General features: G+C 32.5%; 10 protein-coding genes. 4 read left to right on the forward strand and 6 right to left on the reverse strand.

All coding sequences use genetic code 11. The features are described 5' to 3' along the window. Positions 1-921: 921 nt before the first annotated feature. Both F6K23_RS29860 and F6K23_RS29865 read right to left on the reverse strand, forming a co-directional pair. Entirely contained in the window at positions 922-1,830 is a 909-nt protein-coding gene (locus tag F6K23_RS29860; RefSeq protein WP_293162597.1) for an AEC family transporter, read from the reverse strand. Positions 1,831-2,589: 759 nt separating this feature from the next. Then, entirely contained in the window at positions 2,590-3,885 is a 1,296-nt protein-coding gene (locus F6K23_RS29865) for a dipeptidase (RefSeq protein WP_293162600.1), read from the reverse strand. Positions 3,886-5,966: 2,081 nt separating this feature from the next. Here F6K23_RS29865 and F6K23_RS29870 point away from each other — a divergent pair. Beyond that, a complete protein-coding gene (locus F6K23_RS29870) occupies positions 5,967-7,022 on the forward strand; it encodes an AI-2E family transporter (protein ID WP_293162603.1) in 1,056 nt (351 codons plus the stop codon). Positions 7,023-9,065: 2,043 nt separating this feature from the next. Here F6K23_RS29870 and F6K23_RS29875 read toward each other — a convergent pair. The 3 genes from F6K23_RS29875 to F6K23_RS29885 form a co-directional block, all read right to left on the reverse strand. Continuing rightward, entirely contained in the window at positions 9,066-9,320 is a 255-nt protein-coding gene (locus tag F6K23_RS29875) for a hypothetical protein (RefSeq protein ID WP_293162606.1), read from the reverse strand. A gap of 1,017 nt (positions 9,321-10,337) precedes the next feature. After that, the gene (locus F6K23_RS29880; RefSeq protein ID WP_293162609.1) at positions 10,338-10,952 is read right to left on the reverse strand and encodes a GUN4 domain-containing protein; all 615 of its coding nucleotides are present in this window, start codon (positions 10,950-10,952) and stop codon (positions 10,338-10,340) included. Positions 10,953-11,747: 795 nt separating this feature from the next. Beyond that, entirely contained in the window at positions 11,748-12,680 is a 933-nt protein-coding gene (locus F6K23_RS29885) for an SGNH/GDSL hydrolase family protein (RefSeq protein WP_293162612.1), read from the reverse strand. A 1,784-nt stretch (positions 12,681-14,464) separates the two neighbouring features. On the opposite strand from F6K23_RS29885, the gene btpA reads away from it, so the two are divergent. From btpA to F6K23_RS29900, 3 genes are all read left to right on the forward strand, one after another. Continuing rightward, positions 14,465-15,334, forward strand: a complete 870-nt coding sequence (btpA, locus tag F6K23_RS29890) for a photosystem I biogenesis protein BtpA (RefSeq protein ID WP_293162659.1) — start codon at positions 14,465-14,467, stop codon at positions 15,332-15,334. A gap of 1,588 nt (positions 15,335-16,922) precedes the next feature. Next, complete coding sequence (locus F6K23_RS29895) at positions 16,923-19,091, forward strand: CHASE2 domain-containing protein (RefSeq protein WP_293162615.1); 2,169 nt, start codon at positions 16,923-16,925, stop codon at positions 19,089-19,091. 995 nt (positions 19,092-20,086) lie between these two features. Continuing rightward, a complete protein-coding gene (locus F6K23_RS29900; protein ID WP_293162618.1) occupies positions 20,087-20,239 on the forward strand; it encodes a hypothetical protein in 153 nt (50 codons plus the stop codon). Positions 20,240-21,032: 793 nt separating this feature from the next. Here F6K23_RS29900 and psbU read toward each other — a convergent pair. Then, positions 21,033-21,461 carry a photosystem II complex extrinsic protein PsbU gene (psbU, locus tag F6K23_RS29905; protein ID WP_293162621.1) on the reverse strand — a complete coding sequence of 143 codons (429 nt, stop codon included), beginning with the start codon at positions 21,459-21,461 and terminating at the stop codon, positions 21,033-21,035. Positions 21,462-21,752 lie beyond the last annotated feature (291 nt).

A 21,752-nucleotide genomic window follows, 5' to 3' on the forward strand; every position in this document is an offset into this window, starting at 1 on the left:
AGTTATTTTATAGATGTGAAATAAGCGCTAAGATGGCAAGATAAATTTGTTTATATAGATACTATTTTTCTGCTAGTTATTAATAGTAAGTATCTCAAACACCTATTCTGGTGTACAAAGTAACTACTTTTGCGATTTTGCGATAACCTCCGGTTAAGCGTACGCTATCGCGATTCTAAAGGTAGTGATAGTAGGACTTTGGTTATTTTCGGAGATGTCTATTGCCACCCACAGGGAAGCAATCTCAAATCCTAGTTTTTCCCATCTCATGCGTAAGTCCCGATATAAATAGTTTCAACAATGTCAAAGATATAGCTAAGAAAGAATTAGTTAGGACAATTACTGATGATAAATCTTAGACTAGGAAATGTTTTTCCAACTGTTCCCTCTTCCCTATTCCCTGCTATATAAAATCAAAACTTGAAAATAGCTAATCACCTAACAGTTAGGTAATAGAATGGGTACATCTCAATGCAAGAATAAAGCAAAAAAATTATCGCTTTTAGGCAACAGGCAACAGCTCCGAAATGCAACAGGGAATATATAGGAAAAAAGTATTTTTGCACATAAGAGACACACCCTATTTATCCCTATTTATTGAGTACAATTATTTGCCGCTTAATTGAGATGCACCCAATAGAATTTCTAGCTTTTGAAAAAATTGTAGTTAATAATTAGAGTTTGCCTATGGAAAGTATTTTTGCTGAGACAGGAGATAGGAGACAGGAGAAATGGGAATGAGCAAGGGGGTAGGAGTAAGAATTATAAGAATGATTTTTCTGCCCAATAATTAGTCTAAAATACTAGCTTTTTGAGCGTATTCAACTGAAACAGGGGCACTGCAATTTGACCCTAAAAATTATCAAACCTTTATAGAACAATACTTTTATAATTAATCAGCAAACCCTAATTAACATAACATCAAGATGTTGCACCAATCGCCCACAATACTAAAGGCAAAGTTAAAAAAGATAACAGTGTTGATACGACAACAACTCTAGAAGTTCGTGCCGCATCCCCACCAAATTCATTAACTATTAAAAAAGAAACTAAAGCACTTGGCATTGCACTTTCTAACACTAAAACTTGTAAATCAAGCATTTCTAAACTCAGAAACTTACCAACTAAATAAGCAACGATCGCTCCTCCCAATAAACGCATCAAACTAGCACCCACTTCATAATTACTAGGTTGAAAACGATTATTAGCTATTTGTATTCCCATTAATAACAAAGAAATTGGAATTGCAGCTTCTCTCAAAAGATGTAAACCATCATCAAGTTTTAGAGGTAGTTGAATATCAAATGAGTTTAAAATTAAACCCAAAATCATTCCCCAAATTATGGGTAATTTGAGAGTGAAAATAATAGAAGACCAAACACCTCCTCCTCTGAGAATTGCAGGCATTGTACCTAGCACGATTAGATTAAAGGATATTAAATATATTACCGCCCTTTCTAACCCAGCTTCTCCTAATGCAAATAAAGTTACAGAAAGACCCATATTTCCAGCGTTTGGTAAAGCTGTTGTCGCTAATAAACTCTTTTGTATAGCCACAGAAAAACCTAATTTCCATCCTATTCCCCAAGCTATTAAACAGAGTAAAATATAAGTTAGCCCAAAGGCTACAAACATTTCAATTGCTTCTTCAATACTAATAGTAGTTCGATACATTATATCTGTTAGTAATGCCGGGAATAAAACATATAAAGCCAGTTTGGAAAGTGTGGGTTCATCAATGGAAAATTTTTTGGCAAATATAAAACCAATTAAAACAATACATCCCACTGGAAAAACAGCAGATACAACCGAAAATAAAATCTCAATCATAGTTGAAAAAATTATGATTCAATCATTTTACCGAATAATTAATAATTAGGGTTTGCGCTTCACTAGTCTTTTAGTAGGGGTAGGAGACAGGAGACAGGAGAGAGGTGAAATGGGAATGAGTGAGGAGGTAGAAGTAAGAATTGTAAGAATGATTTTTCTGCTTAACTCTTGACTAAAATCCGCTCCTAATTGAACCATTACCATCTAAAACCTCGCAATTTTTGATATTTAAAAAGGCACTTACCTTTATCTGTAAATACTTTTAGATTTAATCAGCAAACTCTAATTAAATAATTCTGGTTTAAAGCCTCCCCTTTTAAGGAAAAAAAGCGGTCGATATTCGCAGCGCACCCGTTGGGTGGGATGGATGGGTTTCCTAACTATATCCAATCGACCAAGAGAAGAAATAATATTTCCTTATCTTCAATTCCGTAACGGTTTTAACCAGAGGTAGTTATCAATTATCCATTATCAATTATCAATTAATGAAATAAATAATTCTGGTTTAAAGCCTCCCCTTTTAAAGAAAAAAAGCGGTCGTTTGCTTCGCAACGCTGACGCGAAACGCGACAGCGGAACGGAGTTCTCTCTTCGCAACTTCCCGAAGGGTGGGATGGATGGGTTTCCTAACCATATCCAATCGACCAAGAGAAGAAATAATATTTCCTTATCTTCAATTCCGTAACAGTTTTAACCAGAGGTAATTATCAATTATTCATTATCAATTATCAATTAATGAAAAAGTTATTTTCCAGATATTTATTGGTTCTGAATTTCTGTCGCCACTTTTTGTACTTCAGTAAAAACTCGCATTAAATTTCCACCCCAAATTTTTTGAATATCCTCTTCAGTATATCCCCGTGCTACTAATTCTTTTGTAATATTTGGCATTTCTGAAACATCATTCATTCCTCTAACTCCACCACCGCCATCTAAATCTGAACCAATACCAACATGATTAATACCCATAACTTTTACCATATAATCTATATGGTCTACTACATCAGCAACATTAGGTTTATTTTTGGGATATTTATCATTAATTAGATCGTATTTTTCTCTAAATTTTTCTCTTTCTACTTGACTCAGTTTTCCCTGCCAATAAGCAGTTCTTTCTTTGGCAATTGCTTTCATAGCTTTTTCTCTTTCTGGTGTTTGAGGTAGTTTTTTGATATAAGTATCAAAAATACAAACCTGTACAACCCCACCATTTTTTTTAATAGCTTTTAACATGTCATCACTCATATTTCGAGGATGATTTTCTATAGACCTAGCACTAGAATGAGAGGCAATTATTGGTGCTTTTGTTAACTTAATTACATCCCAAAATGTATCATCATGGACGTGAGAAATGTCAACAATAATACCCAAACGATTCATTTCTTTGACAACTTTTTCTCCCAAATCACTTAATCCATTCCATTCTTGTTTTTCATCGGTAGAAGAATCAGCTAGTTCATTGTTTCTGGAATGAGTTATTGTTATATATCTAATACCTTGGTCGTATAAAAATTCCACATTACTAATATCTTTACCAATAGGATAGCCATTTTCAATACCCATAAATATTGCCATTTTTCCCATTTTATCCAGGCGTTTAGCATCCTCTGGATTTAAAGCTATTTCAACTTGAGCTGAATTTTCCTCTGCCATCTTTTTGGTAATTTCAATCATTTTAATTGCTTTTGCTTTTGCCCGTTCGTGCCCTTGGCGATCGCGTTCTCTTTGAGGAGTAAATATTGACATAAAGACAGCATCTAATCCACCTTCTTGCATCCTAACAATATCCCATTGACCACTTCCTAGTTTTCCTGGTAGATGTCTAATATTAGGTTGAAAATCAGGATTTAAAAATTGACGATAAGGCCAATCAATATGACTGTCAATTGTTAAAACTTTTTCGTGTATTTCTTCAGGAGTTAATACTTTTTGTTGCTGCTCTTGAGTTGCTTCAGGGGATGGTGGTAATTTTTTGTTAGAGATCGTACATCCATGTACTGTTAAAGAAAGTAGAATTATTGACAATGATAAGACTGGATTTTTTGATAAATTCATCTAGATTACACCTCAAAATTAGTATCACAAAAGGGTAGGATTCAATAATTAATAATTAATAATTAATAATTAATAATTAATAATTAGAGCTGATTCCTAAACTTAGTTGAAACTTTTATTTAATCTAACTCTCAGGGATTCAGGTATTACTGGACTATAACTTTCAAAGCCCAAGTATAGCAAGGAACTTAGCCTCTTAATATTTAATTTATAAATCAGCTCTTAGGGCTTGCTGATTAAATATCAAAGCATTGATAGATAAAGGTTTTAGCTGTTTTAGGTTGAACAAAGTGCACCTGTTTTCGGTCAATAAAGCTCAAAAAACTAGCATTTTGTGCAATAGTTGGGCAGAAAAATTAAGGGACAAAACGCCCGCTCCTACCTCCTCTACATTCCCCGTTCCTCCTGTCTCCTGTCTCCAGTATAACTGTCTCCTACCCCAGCAAAAAGACTTTTTCAGCAAACCCTAATTAATAATTACCGAAAAATTAACGTGGTTTCGTTAATACATAATATTGCAGAGTTTAGAATTAAATAGCCCTGCTTAAAAGGAGAGACTTTAGACCTTGATTATTCCCTAAACAAGTAATGATAAGTATTAATAAATAGGGAACTTATCTCTTATGAAGGTTTCAGGAATCAAGAATAGGGAATATCGGAGTCACCGAATAGTTATGATATCCTGACTATTTTAGGGCTACTAAAAAAATATACTCTCTTGATTTTATAACAATTCTCTATATAGCAATTCCTATAATGCTTATACCAATTTGATAAATGTTTGCGACAAATAGCCAGGTTATTTATTATAATTTCCTAGGTCAGCTCCGCAAACAGAATTTCCGTTTTTCACCGCGAAGCAAACAGAATTCAAGAGTCGTATGGGAATAGATTTAATTCCAGTTTTTAGGTCGGAAATTCTCTTTTTCTCTTGGTACGCGTTCCGCAAGGGAACTGGCGTCGTCGCGGGGTCGCACCGCTTTGTCAAAGCGACATTTCCTAAAAAATTTTTTTATTGCACTTATTATTAGTAACATTCTTTTTTCACGCTTGGTATTAGATACAAAATTCTAGGTTTTAGGGAACAGGGAATAGGGAGTAAAAATAGAAGTTTATCTCATGCTTACTGAGAAACGCTATAAAGTCCAGCTTGATATTTAAAATAAATAATGCCAAATCTAATTCATATTGGCTATATATCTAAAAAAAAGCGGTATCTGTAATACCATCTTTAAAAAGTAATGCTATATTTTATAGCTGGGAAAAATAACTACAGTTACTGAATATCAAGTATTTACTCTAGCAAATAAAATTGTATAGCAAGACTTTTGAGAATTAGTATAAGGGTGGGAAGTTAAAAAAATTATCAAAATATTTACTATTTAGATATAAGTTTCAAAGTATTGATCAACTATTCTGAATCTCAGCACCCTATTCTTACACAGAGCTGTTAATTATAAATATTCTGTTACTATAATTTTCTCAAGTTTTGTCTTTTCAGCTTTATAATAATAGCTAGATTAAGATATTTTCTTGAACTGCCAGAGTCAAGGTAGTCCTTGAAAAACCTTTATATAGCAGAATAAAGAAGGAAGAAGGAAAAATTTTACCGAATAATTAATAATTAATAATTAATAATTAATAATTAAATAATTCACGCCTTGAAGCCGACCCTTTTAAGAGGAAAAAAGCGGTCGTTTGCTTCGCAACGCTGACGCGAAACGCGACAGCGGAACGGAGTTCTTTCTTCGGAGCTTCCCGTAGGGTGGGATGGCGAGGTCTCCTCGCTGGCCAACCATCGACTAAGAGAAGAAATAATATTTCCTTATATTCAATTCCGTAACGGTTAAAACCAGAGGTAATTATCAATTATCCATTATCAATTATCAATTAATGAAGTTGTCTTAGTTTTAAGCTTTTGATTTTTCCTAACCTTTCCTTCGACTGCTATATCGATAAGTTGAGACACTTATTTGAAAGGCAAAATAGGAAAAAAAACAACGGATAAAATTTAATAATTTATTCCTCAACTTGAAATTGTTAAAGTACTCGTAACTCCAACAACTCCAAAACAAAAAAATATGAATTTTGGTCAATGGTTAGGCTTTTTTAGTTTACTTATTTCCCTATATATCCTTTGGGAAATTAGACAACTAGTACTATTAGTATTTGCTGCAATAGTTCTGGCAACTGCTTTAAATAGATTGGTGCAAAAATTCAATAGATGGGGTATTAAAAGAAACTTAGCTGTAATTGTCACTCTGAGTTTAGCCACATTAATTATTCTGCTATTTTTGTTGCTAATTGTACCGCCTTTTACTACCCAGTTTCAAAAATTACTTGCCTTAATACCTGATGTCTTTACAGAAGTTCGTTCTCAACTTGTACAACTATATAAACAACAACCTGATTTATTTCCTCCTCCACCTAGTGCAACTGATATGCTTGTACAAACACAATTATTAAGTACTCAGTTATTTAGCAACTTTTTTAAGATTTTTTCTAATACTTTTATAGTCTTCTTGCAGGTACTTTTAGTGTTTGTATTAACAATAATGTTTTTAACTAATGCTCAAGCTTATCGACAAGTAGGATTACTTTTGTTTCCTTCCTTTTATCGACGACGTGCAGATGAAATTCTATCAAAGTGCGAGGTAGCTCTAGGAAATTGGTTTGGTGGAATAGTAATTAATTCTCTTTTTGTTAGTACCCTTAGTGGTCTTGGTTTATGGGTATTGCAAATTGATTTAGTTTTGGCTCACGCTTTATTGGCAGGTTTACTCAATTTTATTCCTAATATTGGTCCGACTACGAGTGTAGTTTTTCCTATTATGATTGCTCTATTAGATGCTCCTTGGAAAATAGTTGCCGTAGGAATTTTATATCTTATTATTCAGAATCTTGAAAGTTATTGGTTAAGCCCAATTGTTATGGCAAAACAAGTCTCTCTTTTACCTGCTGTTACTCTAGCATCTCAAATTTTCTTCACTACATTTTTTGGGATTTTAGGTCTAATTTTAGCTTTACCTTTAACAGTAGTAGCTAAAACTTGGATAGAGGAAACATTATTTAAAGATATTTTAGACCCTTGGCAAAATTCTTTATCCCCTGAGACAATTTCCACAGTCGATCGTTAATAGACATAGCTTTGAAAAAGAGTAGACTGTTTTTGAATAATTTAGAATGCGCGAATTACCTCTCAAAAGAAAACGGAATTGATTGACTAATCATAAAAATTTTTCTTTTTATCCTCTTAAAAGAGTCGGCTTTCAACCACAATTTTTCGGTAAAAGTAGGGAATAGGTATGGAGGGAATAGGTAAGATGTTTTGAGATAAAAAACACGGAAAATGATTTTTTGAGTTATTACACTCTAGTTTATAGCAAATAAAGGACAAGTTTATTTTCTGGAGATTTCTAATAGACATAGCTTTGAAAAAGAGTAGACTGTTTTTGAATAATTTAGAATGCGCGAATTACCTCTCAAAAGAAAACGGAATTGATTGACTAATCATAAAAATTTTTCTTTTTATCCTCTTAAAAGAGTCGGCTTTCAACCACAATTTTTCGGTAAAAGTAGGGAATAGGTATGGAGGGAATAGGGAAAATATTTTGAGATAAAAAACATGGAAAATGATTTTTTGAGTTATTACACTCTAGTTTATAGCAAATAAAAGACAAGTTTGTTTTCTGGAGATTTCTAATAGACATAGCCGTGAAAAAGAGTAGACTGTTTTTGAATAATTTAGAATGCGCGAATTACCTCTCAAAAGAAAACGGAATTGATTGACTAATCATAAAAATTTTTCTTTTTATCCTCTTAAAAGAGTCAACTTTCAACCACAATTTTTCGGTAAAAGTAGGGAATAGGTATGGAGGGAATAGGGAAGATGTTTTGAGATAAAAAACATGGAAAATGATTTTTTGAGTTATTAAACTCTAGTTTATTAGGAAATAAAGGACAAGTTTATTTTCTGGAGATTTCTAATAGACATAGCTTTGAAAAAGAGTAGACTGTTTTTGAATAATTTAGAATGCGCTAATTACCTCTCCTTGAAAACGGAATTGATTGACTAATCATAAAAATTTTTCTTTTTATCCTCTTAAAAGAGTCAACTTTCAACCACAATTTTTCGGTAAAAGTAGGGAATAGGTATGGAGGGAATAGGGAAAATATTTTGAGATAAAAAACATGGAAAATGATTTTTTGAGTTATTACACTCTAGTTTATTAGGAAATAAAGGACAAGTTTATTTTCTGGAGATTTCTAATAGACATAGCTGTGAAAAAGAGTAGACTTTTTTTGAATAATTTAGAATGCGCGAATGCGCGAATGCGCGAATTACCTCTCCTTGAAAACGGAATTGATTGACTAATCATAAAAATTTTTCTTTTTATCCTCTTAAAAGAGTCAACTTTCAACCACAATTTTTCGGTAAAAGTAGGGAATAGGTATGGAGGGAATAGGGAAAATATTTTGAGATAAAAAACACGGAAAATGATTTTTTGAGTTATTAAACTCTAGTTTATTAGGAAATAAAGGACAAGTTTATTTTCTGGAGATTTCTAATAGACATAGCCGTGAAAAAGAGTAGACTTTTTGCAGAAGTAGGCAACAGGGAACAATGGTGCGACCCCGCGTCGGCGTCAGACGCAAGGGAATGCTGACCAAGAGAGGGAATGCGCACTCCTGTGATGCAACAGGAAACAGAGAAGAAAATTTCTGAAAAAAGAAACAAAAAATTATCTATATGTGTAATTTCTATTCCTATGTCTAATATTTTTTTACCGAATAATTAAGGTTTAAAGCCTCTCCTTTAAAGGATAAAAAAGAAAAAATTATCCTTTTAGTCAATCCTCTTCTTTTCAAGGAGAAGTAATTATTAATTATTCATTATTCATTATTAATTGTTGAATAGTGCAGGATGGCGGAAATAACTTACCAGTTACAAAATTCTAAAACAATTACAAAGCAAAAATGCTAGACTTTCAACTTCCGGGTAGCGACAGTAGATTTATTGCGCTTAAATAATCTCATAAATTGCTCGACTTTTTTACCGAATAATTAAGGTTTAAAGCCTCTCCTTTAAAGGAGAAACAATAAAAAATTTTCATGATTAGTCAATCCTCTTCAATTCATAGAGAGGTAATAGTTAATTATTAATTATTAATTGTTGAATCTTACTCATCTTCTGGTTTTAGAGACCTTACAGTTTCTTGAATTGACCCTATAACAAATCCCATAATTGCACCTACTGTTGCATAAGTACGAGGTGCTTTTGCACTGCTATAACCTTTATCTATTTTTGTAAAATTACAACATTGATAACGACTTTTACTCATTTCGGCAGCAGCTAATCCAATTACTGAACCTATCAAAGCCATCATCAAGCCAGAAAATACGACTAGCTTTAAATTAATTGTTTTTTCTTCCATTATTAATTAACCTCCATAATTGAAATTAAAATTATTGATATATTATATGTTGTTTTTATTTGAGATATAAATATAGATTGAGGTTTTTGCTTTTTTTCTCAGAAAAAAATTGCTGAATTTAGTACATTATATCCTTGTGTTTGTCACTTTTAATGCTATTTTCCCTCCTCGACCAAAAATAAGGTCTCAACTCCCCCCTCTTTAGGTAATAAAAAAAGAATTCCGTATTTTCGTAGCCTCCCTATTACAGGAAGTACTGATAACTGATAACTGATAACTGAAGTGACTATTCTCTCCATACCTTTTTCATAGTACTTGGTTTCAACATCCCAGATAAAAACGGCATATCATAGTGTTTTTATTTGATACTAAATCCGGCGATCAACAAAACCAATATTTATGAAGGTAAGGAAAAAAGATTAGAGAGGAAGGGCGAAAAACGTGATGCATGATAACCAGATTTTCTATGAGATGTAAATCTAGATTGAGGTTTTTTCTGAGAAAAAAATTGCTGAATTTAGTACCTTATATTCTTGTGTTTGCTGCTATTTAACGCTGTTTTCCCTCCTTGACCAAAAAATCAGGTCTCAAGTCCCCCCTTTTTAGGTGATAAAAAAAAGAATTCCGTATTTCAAGTTGCCCTATTACCGAAAAATTGTGGTTTAAAGCCTCCCCTTTTAAGGGGATAATAAGCGGTCGGGGGATGGCGAGGTCTCCTCGCCATATCCAATCGACTCCTGTGAAGAAAAATTTTCATGAATTTGTCAATCCTCTTCAATTCATAGAGAGGTAATTATTCATTATTCATTATTCATTATTCATTATTCATTATTCATTATTCATTATTCATTGTTGAAAGGAGGTACTTATAACTGTTAACTGATAACTGAAATGACTATTCCCTATTCCATTTTTCATAATACTTGGTCTCCAAATTCCAGATAAAAGTTTTATATTTTTTTTCTAGCATAATTTCGACTATTTTCAAATATTAAAAGTAAAAAAATTCATCAAAATTCAATCAATGTTACAGGCATTAAGGCGAGCTAAAAAGTATACTGCTAGTTTAGCTCCATAAGGAGAGTCCCACCAAGCAACAGGAAAACAACCTTTAGGTGCTTCTAGACTAAAATTCAGTTTTTCATAAGGTATCCATTTATTATTTAACATCAATCCCAGTCGTTCACAAGTCTTATTCAAAAGTTTCATATCTATATTAGAAATATCATAAGTTCCTCCCATACTTTCATAAATTTTCTTTTGTATACTAAAGCCAAAATGACCTTTACTATAATTAGTCCAAAGCTGGTCGATTAAATTTATTACGCTACATGGAAATTTGATAACATTATCAGGAGTCAGCTTTTCTTTGTCAGTTTGACCAGATATTTCTAACATTACTTTTGCAGTTTCTTGGTCTGCTTCTTTCCATTTTCCCGCGGATAGTAAATCTCTTAATTTTCCATAGCGGTAAATATCAGAAATTAACATTAGTGCTTCATCTAACTTTTTTTCTAGTTGAGCTACTCTTTCTGATAATTCTAACTCTCTTGAATTTTGTTGTGATGAGAAAGATTCATCAGAATAAATAGTAGATGTATTTATCTCTTTATATTCTATTTCGTTAGACATAATTACTCCCAAATTTTTGCTCTAAACTATTTTTTTAGTATCTAGTAGTTCCTGGTTAGGGAAAAGTGTTTATTAATGGATAATGGATAATTGATAATGGATAATTGATAATTGATAATTACCTCTGGTTAAAACCGAGAGGATTGAAGATAAGAAAATATTATTTCTTCACAGGAGTCGATTGGATATGGCTCCGAGACCTCGCCATCCCACCCTTCGGGAAGCTCCGAAGAGAGAACTCCGTTCCGAGATACGCGTTTCGCGTCAGCGTTGCGTTACGCCAGTTTTGCGAAGCAAAAGCAAACGACCGCTTTTTTCCCCTTAAAATAGGAGGCTTGAAACCAGAATTATTTAATTATTAATTATTAATTATTAATTATTCGGTAATAGACATCTCCAGAAAATAAACTTACCCTTTATTTACTAGAAACTAGAGTTTAATAACTCAAAAAATCATTTTTCGTGTTTTTTTCCTAAAAAAATATTCCTTGTTCCCTCCATACCTATTCCCTCCATACCTATTCCCTACTTTTACAAAAAGTCTATCTCTTTTTCACGCCTATGTCTAAATATAACAATCAGCAATCAGATGTGAGAATTGAGGTCTTCCTTTAAAGTATAGAATATAGCAGTTATCTTATTCTTATGTATTCGTTTCTTCCCTCCATACCTATTCCCTATTCCCTTCATACCTAAAACAAAAGTCTCCAATATCTCACAACTAAAATCATATTGTTATAGTTTCTGACTTTATGATTTACAGTCTTGAGTTTATGACAAATCCTCTACAGATTTTTATAGTTGATTCTGCTCTAGAATTGATTTACTAATTACTTCACTAATAACTAGATTGCCTTCAGGACTTAAATGAATATGGTCTCTGTATAAACTATCTGGTTCTGAGACAGATTTAAAGATAGGTAGTAAATCTAGATATAAAATATTTTCTGCCTGGGTAAACTCTTCTAAACGTTTACGAGTTTTAATTTCATAATCGCGGGGTCCAGGTTCACCTACTTCTCGTAGTAAAGGAGTCATTGCTAGAATGAATTTAGCATTGTTTAAATTAGCCAATTCATGAATTTTTTTAATTGCTACTAAATTAAAACCAACCCGGTCGCCTTCTTCTTGAATTTCAGGAACTTTTGGAGCCTTAACAAAATAACGATTTATCAATTCTGCAATAGCTGAAGGAGGTTTTTTATCTGGATAATTCCGGTCTAATCCTACCACTGATGAACTAGGTGCTTTAGAAAATAAATCATCAGTATTAATTAGTAATATTACTATTTGAGAATTAAACAAACCAAATTTTTCTAAATAAGCCAATTCATTTCTCGGACCCCAAGAATTAGCTGAGGCATTAAGAACTTCAACTATTTTATCCTTACCTAATTTTTCACTTAAATAGTTCTCTATAATTGCGGAAACTATATCATTTTGGTCAGTCCACCAATTACCATTAGCCACAGAATCTCCTACTAGAAATATTCTAAATTTAGTATTTTCTTTTGACTCTTCTATAGGTTTTGACCGCATAGAATACTGATTGATTTTTATGCGATTTCCAAAGCGACTAACATTTTGATTTGGTCTCAAGAGATAACCAATTTGATTATCTGCAATATAAGTGAGAGGATTACCAAGACCCACTACAACTCGGAGTCCTATTTCCAATATTCCCAATAATCCAAGTATAAGTGCTGAAATGATGAGTAGAATTTTCACTAATCTAAATTAAATAAATTAATCAATTTTATGTTCAATGATTTAGTCTCTAGTCTTGAGAGTTATAAATATTATGTAAGCATTTCCTGCGGACTGCTGCGCAAACAGCTATTAGCTGTCAGCTATCAGCAACAAGACTCTATTCTTAAGGACAGTGTTTAAATTAACGACTGACTTTAAGGGCAAGGGAGACAACTTTTATAGTAAGACAATTAATCAACCTTCTATCCTAAATTAAAATCAATAGCTGAAGTTCGCAGTTCCTCCGGAGGAGGCTAGCTGATGGCTGACGGCTGTTTGCGCAGCATTCCGGAGGAAATGCTTACAATATTATTATTTACTAATTCTCAATATTTTCGGTAGATAGATAATAGCTAAAATTGACTAAAAATTGTTTTAATTCCTGCCGATGAAAACTTCCTATGATTGACAAAGTTCATAAACATTATAGTTCATAAAAATGTCAAATATGACATATCCTTCGGAACGCAGGTGTTATCCTGTCATAATAGGATAGACTTGTCTTTTCAAAGATCCAAGACTGACGAAGTAAATAATTAGTATAGTTATAGAGATTTTTAGACAAGAAACAAAGTCAGTCAATTTCAGCATAAAACCGATGATTTTTCCTATGGGATATATCCCTCAACTAATTTCATAAATCCACGAGTTAAAATTACTATAATAATTCGAGAATTTAGGAACTTTTATTATTATTTAGTCTTTAATTCTTCGCCTACTTCATTATACAATTAAACATTTTGCCTTTGAGTTATTCAATTTTGTCAAGTATTTAATAGCTAGCTTCTTAGTACAAATTCACGAAGATATTTGACATTGTTTGACTATATATGAATATATTTATTTATAACTTTTATTATACGAAAAATTTATACACTAAAATCAAATTTTGATAGGAATTAGACAAAAACACTATATGTAGTAATAAAAAACTATAGTGCCACACTATCCATAGTTTTTATAGCTGAAAAATACTTCAAGAATTAAGAATGCGCGAATTTAGAATGCGCGAATGCGCGAATTACCTCTCCTTGAAAAGAAGAGGATTGGGTTAAAAGGAATTTTTTTCTTCTCTTGGTCGATTAGATATGGCTCCGAGACCCGCTCTTATCAGAGCCGCTCCGAATTGCGCCATCCCATCCTACGGAATGCTTTCCTTACGGAATACTATCGCAAACGCAAACGACCGCTTTTTTCTCCATGAATGGAGAGGCTTTATACCTGAAATTTTCGGTAAATTCTGTTTGATTAAGTAAGCGATCATAAATAAAAATTAAAACGAAAAATCTGAAAATAAAGCCAGAAGACAGTTTTCAAGCTTATTTTCACAATTTTGAATTTCCATCGCTATTTTACGGATAATTAAACCCACCTACTTAATATCCCCATAGAAGAAAAGACATGGACAAAAAAACTTTTATAACTATATAGATACAACATATTCGCTTATTTATGTGATACAACTGACGGGGTAAATATTTTTGGCTTGTTCCGCCTTCCCTACTCCCTAAAATCATCAATATATGTACTTTCAGAGAGTAGGAAAATCCTGTATTTTCAATAAAATAAATATAAAATACTGTCAACTCAAGTATGGAATATTCAATAATTTGAAGAACAAACTATATAAAGTTTTAAAATGATGATGACCAAAAATTGACAATATACTAGCAGAGTCTAGATAATAGATATCTTCTAGGCCATAATTTATAATGTAAATTCTGTTATGTTATTGCCAAATAACCGTGGTTTCAGGTAAACCCGTGGACTTAAAGCAAATATTTAAAACCAGACATCCAATCATTGGGGTAGTACATTTACAGCCTCTGCCAACCTCACCCCGTTGGGGAGGCGACCTCCAAGCTATTATTAGTAGAGCAGAAAGAGAAGCCACGGCCCTTGCATCAGGCGGCGTAGATGGCATTATCGTAGAAAACTTTTTTGATGCTCCTTTTGTCAAAGACCAAGTTGACCCGGCCGTAGTTAGTGCCATGACATTATTAGTACAAAAGATTATGAACTTGGTTTCCCTGCCAATTGGAATCAACGTTTTGCGTAATGATGGCCAAAGTGCCATGGCGATCGCCTCCTGTGTGCAGGCCCAATTTATTCGTGTTAATGTCCTAACCGGAGTTATGTCTACGGATCAAGGGTTAATTGAAGGAAAAGCACATCAACTTTTACGCTATCGTCGAGAATTGGGTAGTGATGTCAAAATCTTTGCAGATGTTCTAGTCAAACACGCCCAACCATTGGGTGAACCCAATTTAACTACAGTTGTCCAAGAAACTATTGAACGTGGTCTAGCTGATGGAATAATTCTCTCCGGTTGGACTACTGGAAGTCCCCCTACCTTGGAAGATTTAAAATTAGCTAGTGCAGCAGCATCAGATACACCTATATTTATCGGCAGTGGCGCTAACTTGAACAATATTTCTACCTTGATGCCAGCTGTAGATGGTGTTATTGTCTCTAGCTCACTGAAGCGACATGGCCAAATCGATCAACCAATAGACCCTATTCGTGTGAGTCAGTTTGTGGAAGCTACTCAGCGAAGTTTATCAAATCAGAGACAAGATAATGAAAATTGGCAAAAAGAAACTAATAATTTGCCTTCTCCTCTAAAAAATTAGGAATCAAAAATAGAAATGTAAATTATGATTCACTGAAACTCTAACCTATGGATTAAGCGGTGGTCAAGTCAAATTATGGTGGCGATCGCCACCATAAGTGTACTAAAGAGTCTATGGCATCATAGTCAAATTATCAGTCATCTCTTACAAATTATCAGTTAAAAGTTAATATTTTTAACTTTGTGTCTTTGTGTGGGTAACAAGAGAAGGAGCGAGAACATTAGCCACATCATATACTTGATGATTTATTAAATATGTACCACAATAGTTGGCCTTAATGATAATGATTCAGAAGTCTTAATTAGTCTCTATACTGAAATATTTGGTCTGCTCAACCTATGGAGTTTTTTGACCTATATTTATATTTAATGATGGCAAAGATTTACCTTTTGAAGTGAATCTAGATACTAATAAAATGTTCCGACTTAATGTAGTTAAGACGTGGATCTTAATGTTGGGATTAGCAATTAAAATTGTGGTTTATAGAAATTATCTAATCTGGATAGGTACTATTAAAATTAGTGAATTATATATTTTTAATGTATCGCTTATACATTGTTTTTAGGTAATCTATTCATCTTAATATTATCTAATTAGTTAAGATGTAGTTCTATTTTTTTCCTATAAATAGAATTACTATTGGTATGGTAACTTTAATTATAACATTAGGAATTTATATTAATACCAATTCTATTTAAGGCTGCACATAATTATGAATTTATTAATTTTTCATTCTTTATTTGTAGTCAACTGTGATTCAACTTTTATTCTATAGCAACTTATTATTAATTTGGTATCAAACAGTGCAATGCTTTGATAAACTCTAGTTACATAGACCCTCATCAAACTTGAGTATAATGTCAATTCATATAAAATTTATAAAACTATTTTGAAAGTAATAAATATGAAGTTGCAGATATAAAATTAGCTCTTCATTTAAGAGGAATAGATACTAAAAAACAAGGAATACTTGGCTCTCTTCATTGCCAATAATAAATGCAATTTTCAACAAAAAAAGCTTTGAATATTAACGTCATATTGTAGCAGAAAAATCAATAGCCACTTTTATTCAGGTTACAAACTTTAGAGCAGCTTAAAATTTTGTCTACTTATCAGGGAAGTACAGTTTTAAAAACTAGATTTTGAGCATCAACTAAAGTAAGCAGTTTAAACAAGACTATTATTTTAATAGTAAATATATATGGTTACTTTGCCGAAATCAAGCAGAGAAGATTTGTTGTAAATAGTGATAGGCTATAATATAAAGTGAATATATCATAACCCTTAACTATCCGGATATACAGCTATTTTATTTTTAGATCGGGCTTGCTAAATAAATTCCAAACCTTGACTAATCATGGTTTTGAGAATTATTAAAGCCTCAAAAAGTGTAATAAATAAGCTTTCTGTAGTATCAAATTCAATATACCGATTGAAAACAAAACAGTAAAGTAATGAAATGAAAATGATGTAAAAACTTTACCCTATTCCTTGTTCCCTGTTCCCTAATCTAACACTTAGGAATTTTTCCGCAGATATTATAGACATAGCTATTTTTTTGTTTATATTATATTTATATTACCTACAGATGTTCAAACTTTTCGGTACACATCAAAATACCATTCTGAAGAATATTAAACACTGGCTAATAGAAAACCGTCGATTATTACTAACAGCTTCAACCTCAGCAGGTATCGTCATACTTTTACGCTCATTAGGTCTTTTGCAATCTTGGGAATGGACACTTTACGATTATTTTTTTCGCTTACGTCCAACAGAACCATTAGATCCCCGTATTGTAATTGTAGGAATTGATGAATCAGATATACAAAAGTATGGCTATCCTATAAACGATCAATTAATGGCTGAAATACTACAAAAGTTACACTCACTTCAACCTCGTGCTATTGGTTTAGATATATATCGTGATTCCCCTAGAGAACCAGGCTATGAAAATTTTGTAACAGCTCTAGAAAATATTCCTAATATAATTGGTATTGAGAGAATAGGAATCAAAAATAGTTTAGGAATAAAACCACCTGCAATTTTGGCTAAAAAACAACAAATAGGATTTAATAATATAGTAACAGATGCCGATGGAAAAATTCGTCGTGGCTTGCTCTATATGCACTTAGAAGATGGCAAATTTCGGGAAAGTTTTGCACTTAAACTGGCTTTAAATTACTTAGAAAAAGAAGGAATTGAGCCAAAAGCAGCTAATAAAGCCAACGATTTACAATTAGAACTAGCTGTATTTCACCGTTTTAAAACAAATGACGGAGCTTATGTTAGAGTTGATGCAGGTGGCTATCAATTTTTAGCAAACCCCAGAAAAATATCAGATAGTTTTCATACAGTTTCCATGAATGATTTACTATCTGGAAAAATAACTCCACACTTATTCAAAGACCGGATAATTCTCATTGGTTATACTGCAACTAGCGTTAAAGATTTTCATAGAAATTCTTACAGTAGTCGTTTATTTAATTCTCCCAAAGAAATATCTGGAGTAGAATTACAAGCTAATTTTTTGAGTCAAATTTTGAGTTCAGCACTAGATGGTAGAGTAAACATTAAAGTTTTTTCTGAACCTATAGAATGGTTATATATTATTGCTTTTTCTTGTATAGGTGCTAACTTAAGTTGGCAATTATTATTGCCCAACAAATCAATTATCACGATATTATTTATCGGTATTAGTATTACAGGATTTTCTTATATTATCTTGATTGATGCTGGTTGGTGGTTTCCTATAATTCCCTCAATATTTGCTCTTAGCTGCTCTGCTATTATGATTATGTTGCATCTTGCTTACTTAAAAGAAGAATGGCAGAAATCCACAGAATTTTTACAGTCAGTTATTGATGCAATTCCTGACCCTATATTTGTCAAAAATAAAGATCATCATCGTATTGTCCTCAATGAATCTTATGGTAAATTTATCGGATATCCTGTAGAATCTCTACTCATAAAAACAGACTATGAATTATTTCCTCAAAATGAAGCTAATATATTTTGGCAACAAGATGAGTTAGTATTTCAAACAAGTCAACAGCAAGAAAATGAAGAATATTTTACAGATGCTCATGGAATTACTCATATAGTTGCTACTAAAAGAACTCTTCATCAAGATGCCGCAGGAAATCTATTTTTAGTAGGAGTAATTAGAGATATTACCGAACGAAAAAAAATGGAGGAAAACCTGAAGGAAACAGCAACAAAATTAAAGCTTGATAATGACAAACTCAAACTTTTAGGAGATTCTTTACATCATCAAGCTAATCACGATCCCCTCACAGGATTACCTAATCGTAAGCAATTTCATGAGCGTTTAAGTCAAGCTATTGAGTGGGCAAATGTCAATGAAAAAATGGTTGGTCTACTATTTCTAGACCTCAATGGATTTAAAGCTGTTAATGATACCCTGGGTCATAATATAGGAGACTTACTATTAAAATTAGTAGCACAAAGATTGGAAGGGTGCTTAAGAGGAAGTGATACAGTTTCCCGACTTGGAGGTGATGAATTTACTGTGATATTACCAGGTATTCCAGGACTACTAGGAGCTTCTAGAGTGGCTGAAAAAATTCGCAATACAATCAATCAACCTTTTAATTTAGAAGATCATATTGTACCAGTGGGAACCAGTATTGGTATTAGTCTATATCCTATTGATGGTCAAGACATTGATCAACTAATTCATCACGCTGATAGTGCTATGTACGAAGACAAGAAACAGCAGAAGAAACAACGTTAAATAATGATTGTATAGCAAAGAACGATTTGCTTAGGACATAGACTGACGATCAACCTTAGACAGAGAAATGTTTTTCCCACTGTTGCCTGTTGCCTGTTGCCTGCTATAAATTTGATTAGATTAGCATCTCAAATAAATTTAACCCAGTAATATATTACTGAGTTCAAAAATTTAATAATTTATTCATTTGTGAAAGTTTCCTGTTTTTGAACTTTGATTAAGGAATACTTAAATAAATATACATTTAATTGCAGATGAAGAATATAGTTAAGGTCACGATCAAATTTATCCTTATCGTTAATTTATGAAAAATTAGGTAGTTATAACAAATAATTTTCGCAGCTTACTTTTTGACGACGAAAGGGATTTACTAAAAAAATATCCTTACATATTTAGAACTACCACAAATTGAATACTTGCTCAGATAAGAATATGACAAGTGTATATCACAAAATCCCAGACTATAACTATAGCAGACAACAGGGAATAGACTAAAGGCAATACTGGGAAAAACTTTTCCCTGTCTAAAGTTCATCATCACTATATGTGCTAAGTAAATTTTTCGCCTGCTATACCAAACTCCTGACTCTATGTAATTATCCTCACAAACTTAGCGACTGGTGTAGCTTCCTCAATAGTGTTTTTCCGAATTTATACTGAATAATCGGCAATTTAATTAAGTTGATTAAGCCAAATATTGTATATACATCTGTGTATGTACTGATATAATAGATTTATAATAAAGATTTTAATAATTTGAATTTGCTATTAATAGCTACCAATTAGTAGCCAAATTTCAATGAATCTGTGCAATTCAAAAACACAATGAAGAAAAAGCACTACTTTTCTAGCAAGCTAATCAATCTAGATAATCTTTGATCTAGCTCTACTATCAGGGGATAACTTTTATGAATGCGATACTACTACTTACTATCAAAAACATAGCTTTCTCAAGCTTAACTTTAAGCTTAGGTATCATAATACCAACAAGAGTGATGGCATTACCAGTAGCTAGCCATTACTCTAACTCTAATCAGACTTACATAGATGTTGATACCTATTTTTTTAAATCATCTATTCTTGCAAAATATGCACCAGACGATAATGGTAAATCTGGAGACAGTAAAAAAGGTGGAGGGGCACACTAACATTACCTCCTTTTCATTTAAATACTAAATAGCTATCTTAGGATTAATCTACTATATTTATTTCTGGTCGCGATTAAAACTTTAGAGTTAATTAAGTTTAGTAATTCATGTCGTAATTTTTTCAATTTATCCCTAAAACGCATCGATAATCTCAGTTAGTCTGAAAACAATAAATTTAAGAACTAATCCCTGAGGTTAATAGATAATCAGGCATTTGATCGATACTAATATTAGTTCACCGAATAATTAATAATTTCATCTTTGAAGTCTATCCTTTTAAATTTTAAGGATAAAAGTCATTGATATTTCTTTTTAAGAAGAGATAACTGTTAATTGTTAATTATTAATTGTTGAATGTGAAAACTAAACTCTAGAAACTTGAAGGAATTGACATACTCCTGATGTTACCCATAGCTCAACTACTTGGGGTTCTTCAATTCGCATTTGGAATCGCTGTTTGTATAGCAGATGATGAGCGAACCCTGTGTTTTTATTATAAGCATGAGTATCTATCCTATCTACTTCAGTAATGACTCTGCTGTATAATTGTAGGACATTATCGATCGCCTTCAACTAAATGAGAAGCTTAAATTAGATATAAATCCACCTAATTTAAACTTCTTTTATTTCGCAACGCCTACACAAGCAGAATAAATACGGTTTTAACCCGTAGAGTTTCTAATACTTAACTTCAATAATCAATTGGTAATTCCCAAGATTTAATTAAGTACTCAAGTATTAAATAGCAGCATTGAAAATTGACTAATGTTTGAGAGTTTAGTCTATGCTAATCTTAGTCGTATGAACCAGTATTCAATCTGAAGTCACCTTCAATATACACATCAGCAGGTGGAGTCACTGTAAAATTTTCAAGATTTGCTTCTAAAAGCTTTTTCTGTCTTTCAGTTAAATCAGAAATTTCTAGTACATCCTCTACGTTTTCGTAAGGAGCATTATCTACTATCATCGCAGCTATAGTTGGAAACATTCCCCGGTATTTCCGAAAGCTTCGTAAAGGACTATTGTTAAGGTCGAGCTTCTCTCCAATCTCTCCTAATTTTCTGTCTGCCTTGTTAAGCCTTCCAGGTTCTACTGCTATAATTGATGTTGAAGGCCATACAGTTAAACTTAAGTTACCTGCATAAGCTTGATGGTATGGCATTAATCCTACACAACCTAGACATAAACCTAATATTGCTAGCAGTAAGCCTATTTGTTTCATTATTCTGTTTCTCCTCATCTTTATTGATATACACAGTTTGTTAAGTACCTAAGGGTAAAAATTAAACTGTAGAAATTTAAACAGTTTACTTAATTGTTAGTGGGTTAATCAAGTAACGACTGCATGATGCAGCTTACTATTCTCCAGACTCAGAAAGTCTATGAAAATAATTTTTCTACTTGTTGGTTTCCACTGCTTAAACGTCTCGCAAATTATCTCTTTCTTCTTCTAATCCGATAGAAACTTTGGGAGATATATTTTGTCCAACAAGACAAATTTAATCATAGACTA

It is taken from the genome of Okeania sp. SIO2C9 (genome assembly GCF_010672455.1).
Classification (GTDB): domain Bacteria; phylum Cyanobacteriota; class Cyanobacteriia; order Cyanobacteriales; family Microcoleaceae; genus Okeania.

Coding starts and splice junctions, on each gene's coding strand:
- F6K23_RS29860 (WP_293162597.1), bottom strand. CDS start 1,830: ATGATTGAGATTTTATTTTCGGTTGTATCTGCTGTTTTTCCAGTGGGA.
- F6K23_RS29865 (WP_293162600.1), bottom strand. CDS start 3,885: ATGAATTTATCAAAAAATCCAGTCTTATCATTGTCAATAATTCTACTT.
- F6K23_RS29870 (WP_293162603.1), top strand. CDS start 5,967: ATGAATTTTGGTCAATGGTTAGGCTTTTTTAGTTTACTTATTTCCCTA.
- F6K23_RS29875 (WP_293162606.1), bottom strand. CDS start 9,320: ATGGAAGAAAAAACAATTAATTTAAAGCTAGTCGTATTTTCTGGCTTG.
- F6K23_RS29880 (WP_293162609.1), bottom strand. CDS start 10,952: ATGTCTAACGAAATAGAATATAAAGAGATAAATACATCTACTATTTAT.
- F6K23_RS29895 (WP_293162615.1), top strand. CDS start 16,923: ATGTTCAAACTTTTCGGTACACATCAAAATACCATTCTGAAGAATATT.
- F6K23_RS29900 (WP_293162618.1), top strand. CDS start 20,087: ATGGCATTACCAGTAGCTAGCCATTACTCTAACTCTAATCAGACTTAC.
- psbU (WP_293162621.1), bottom strand. CDS start 21,461: ATGAAACAAATAGGCTTACTGCTAGCAATATTAGGTTTATGTCTAGGT.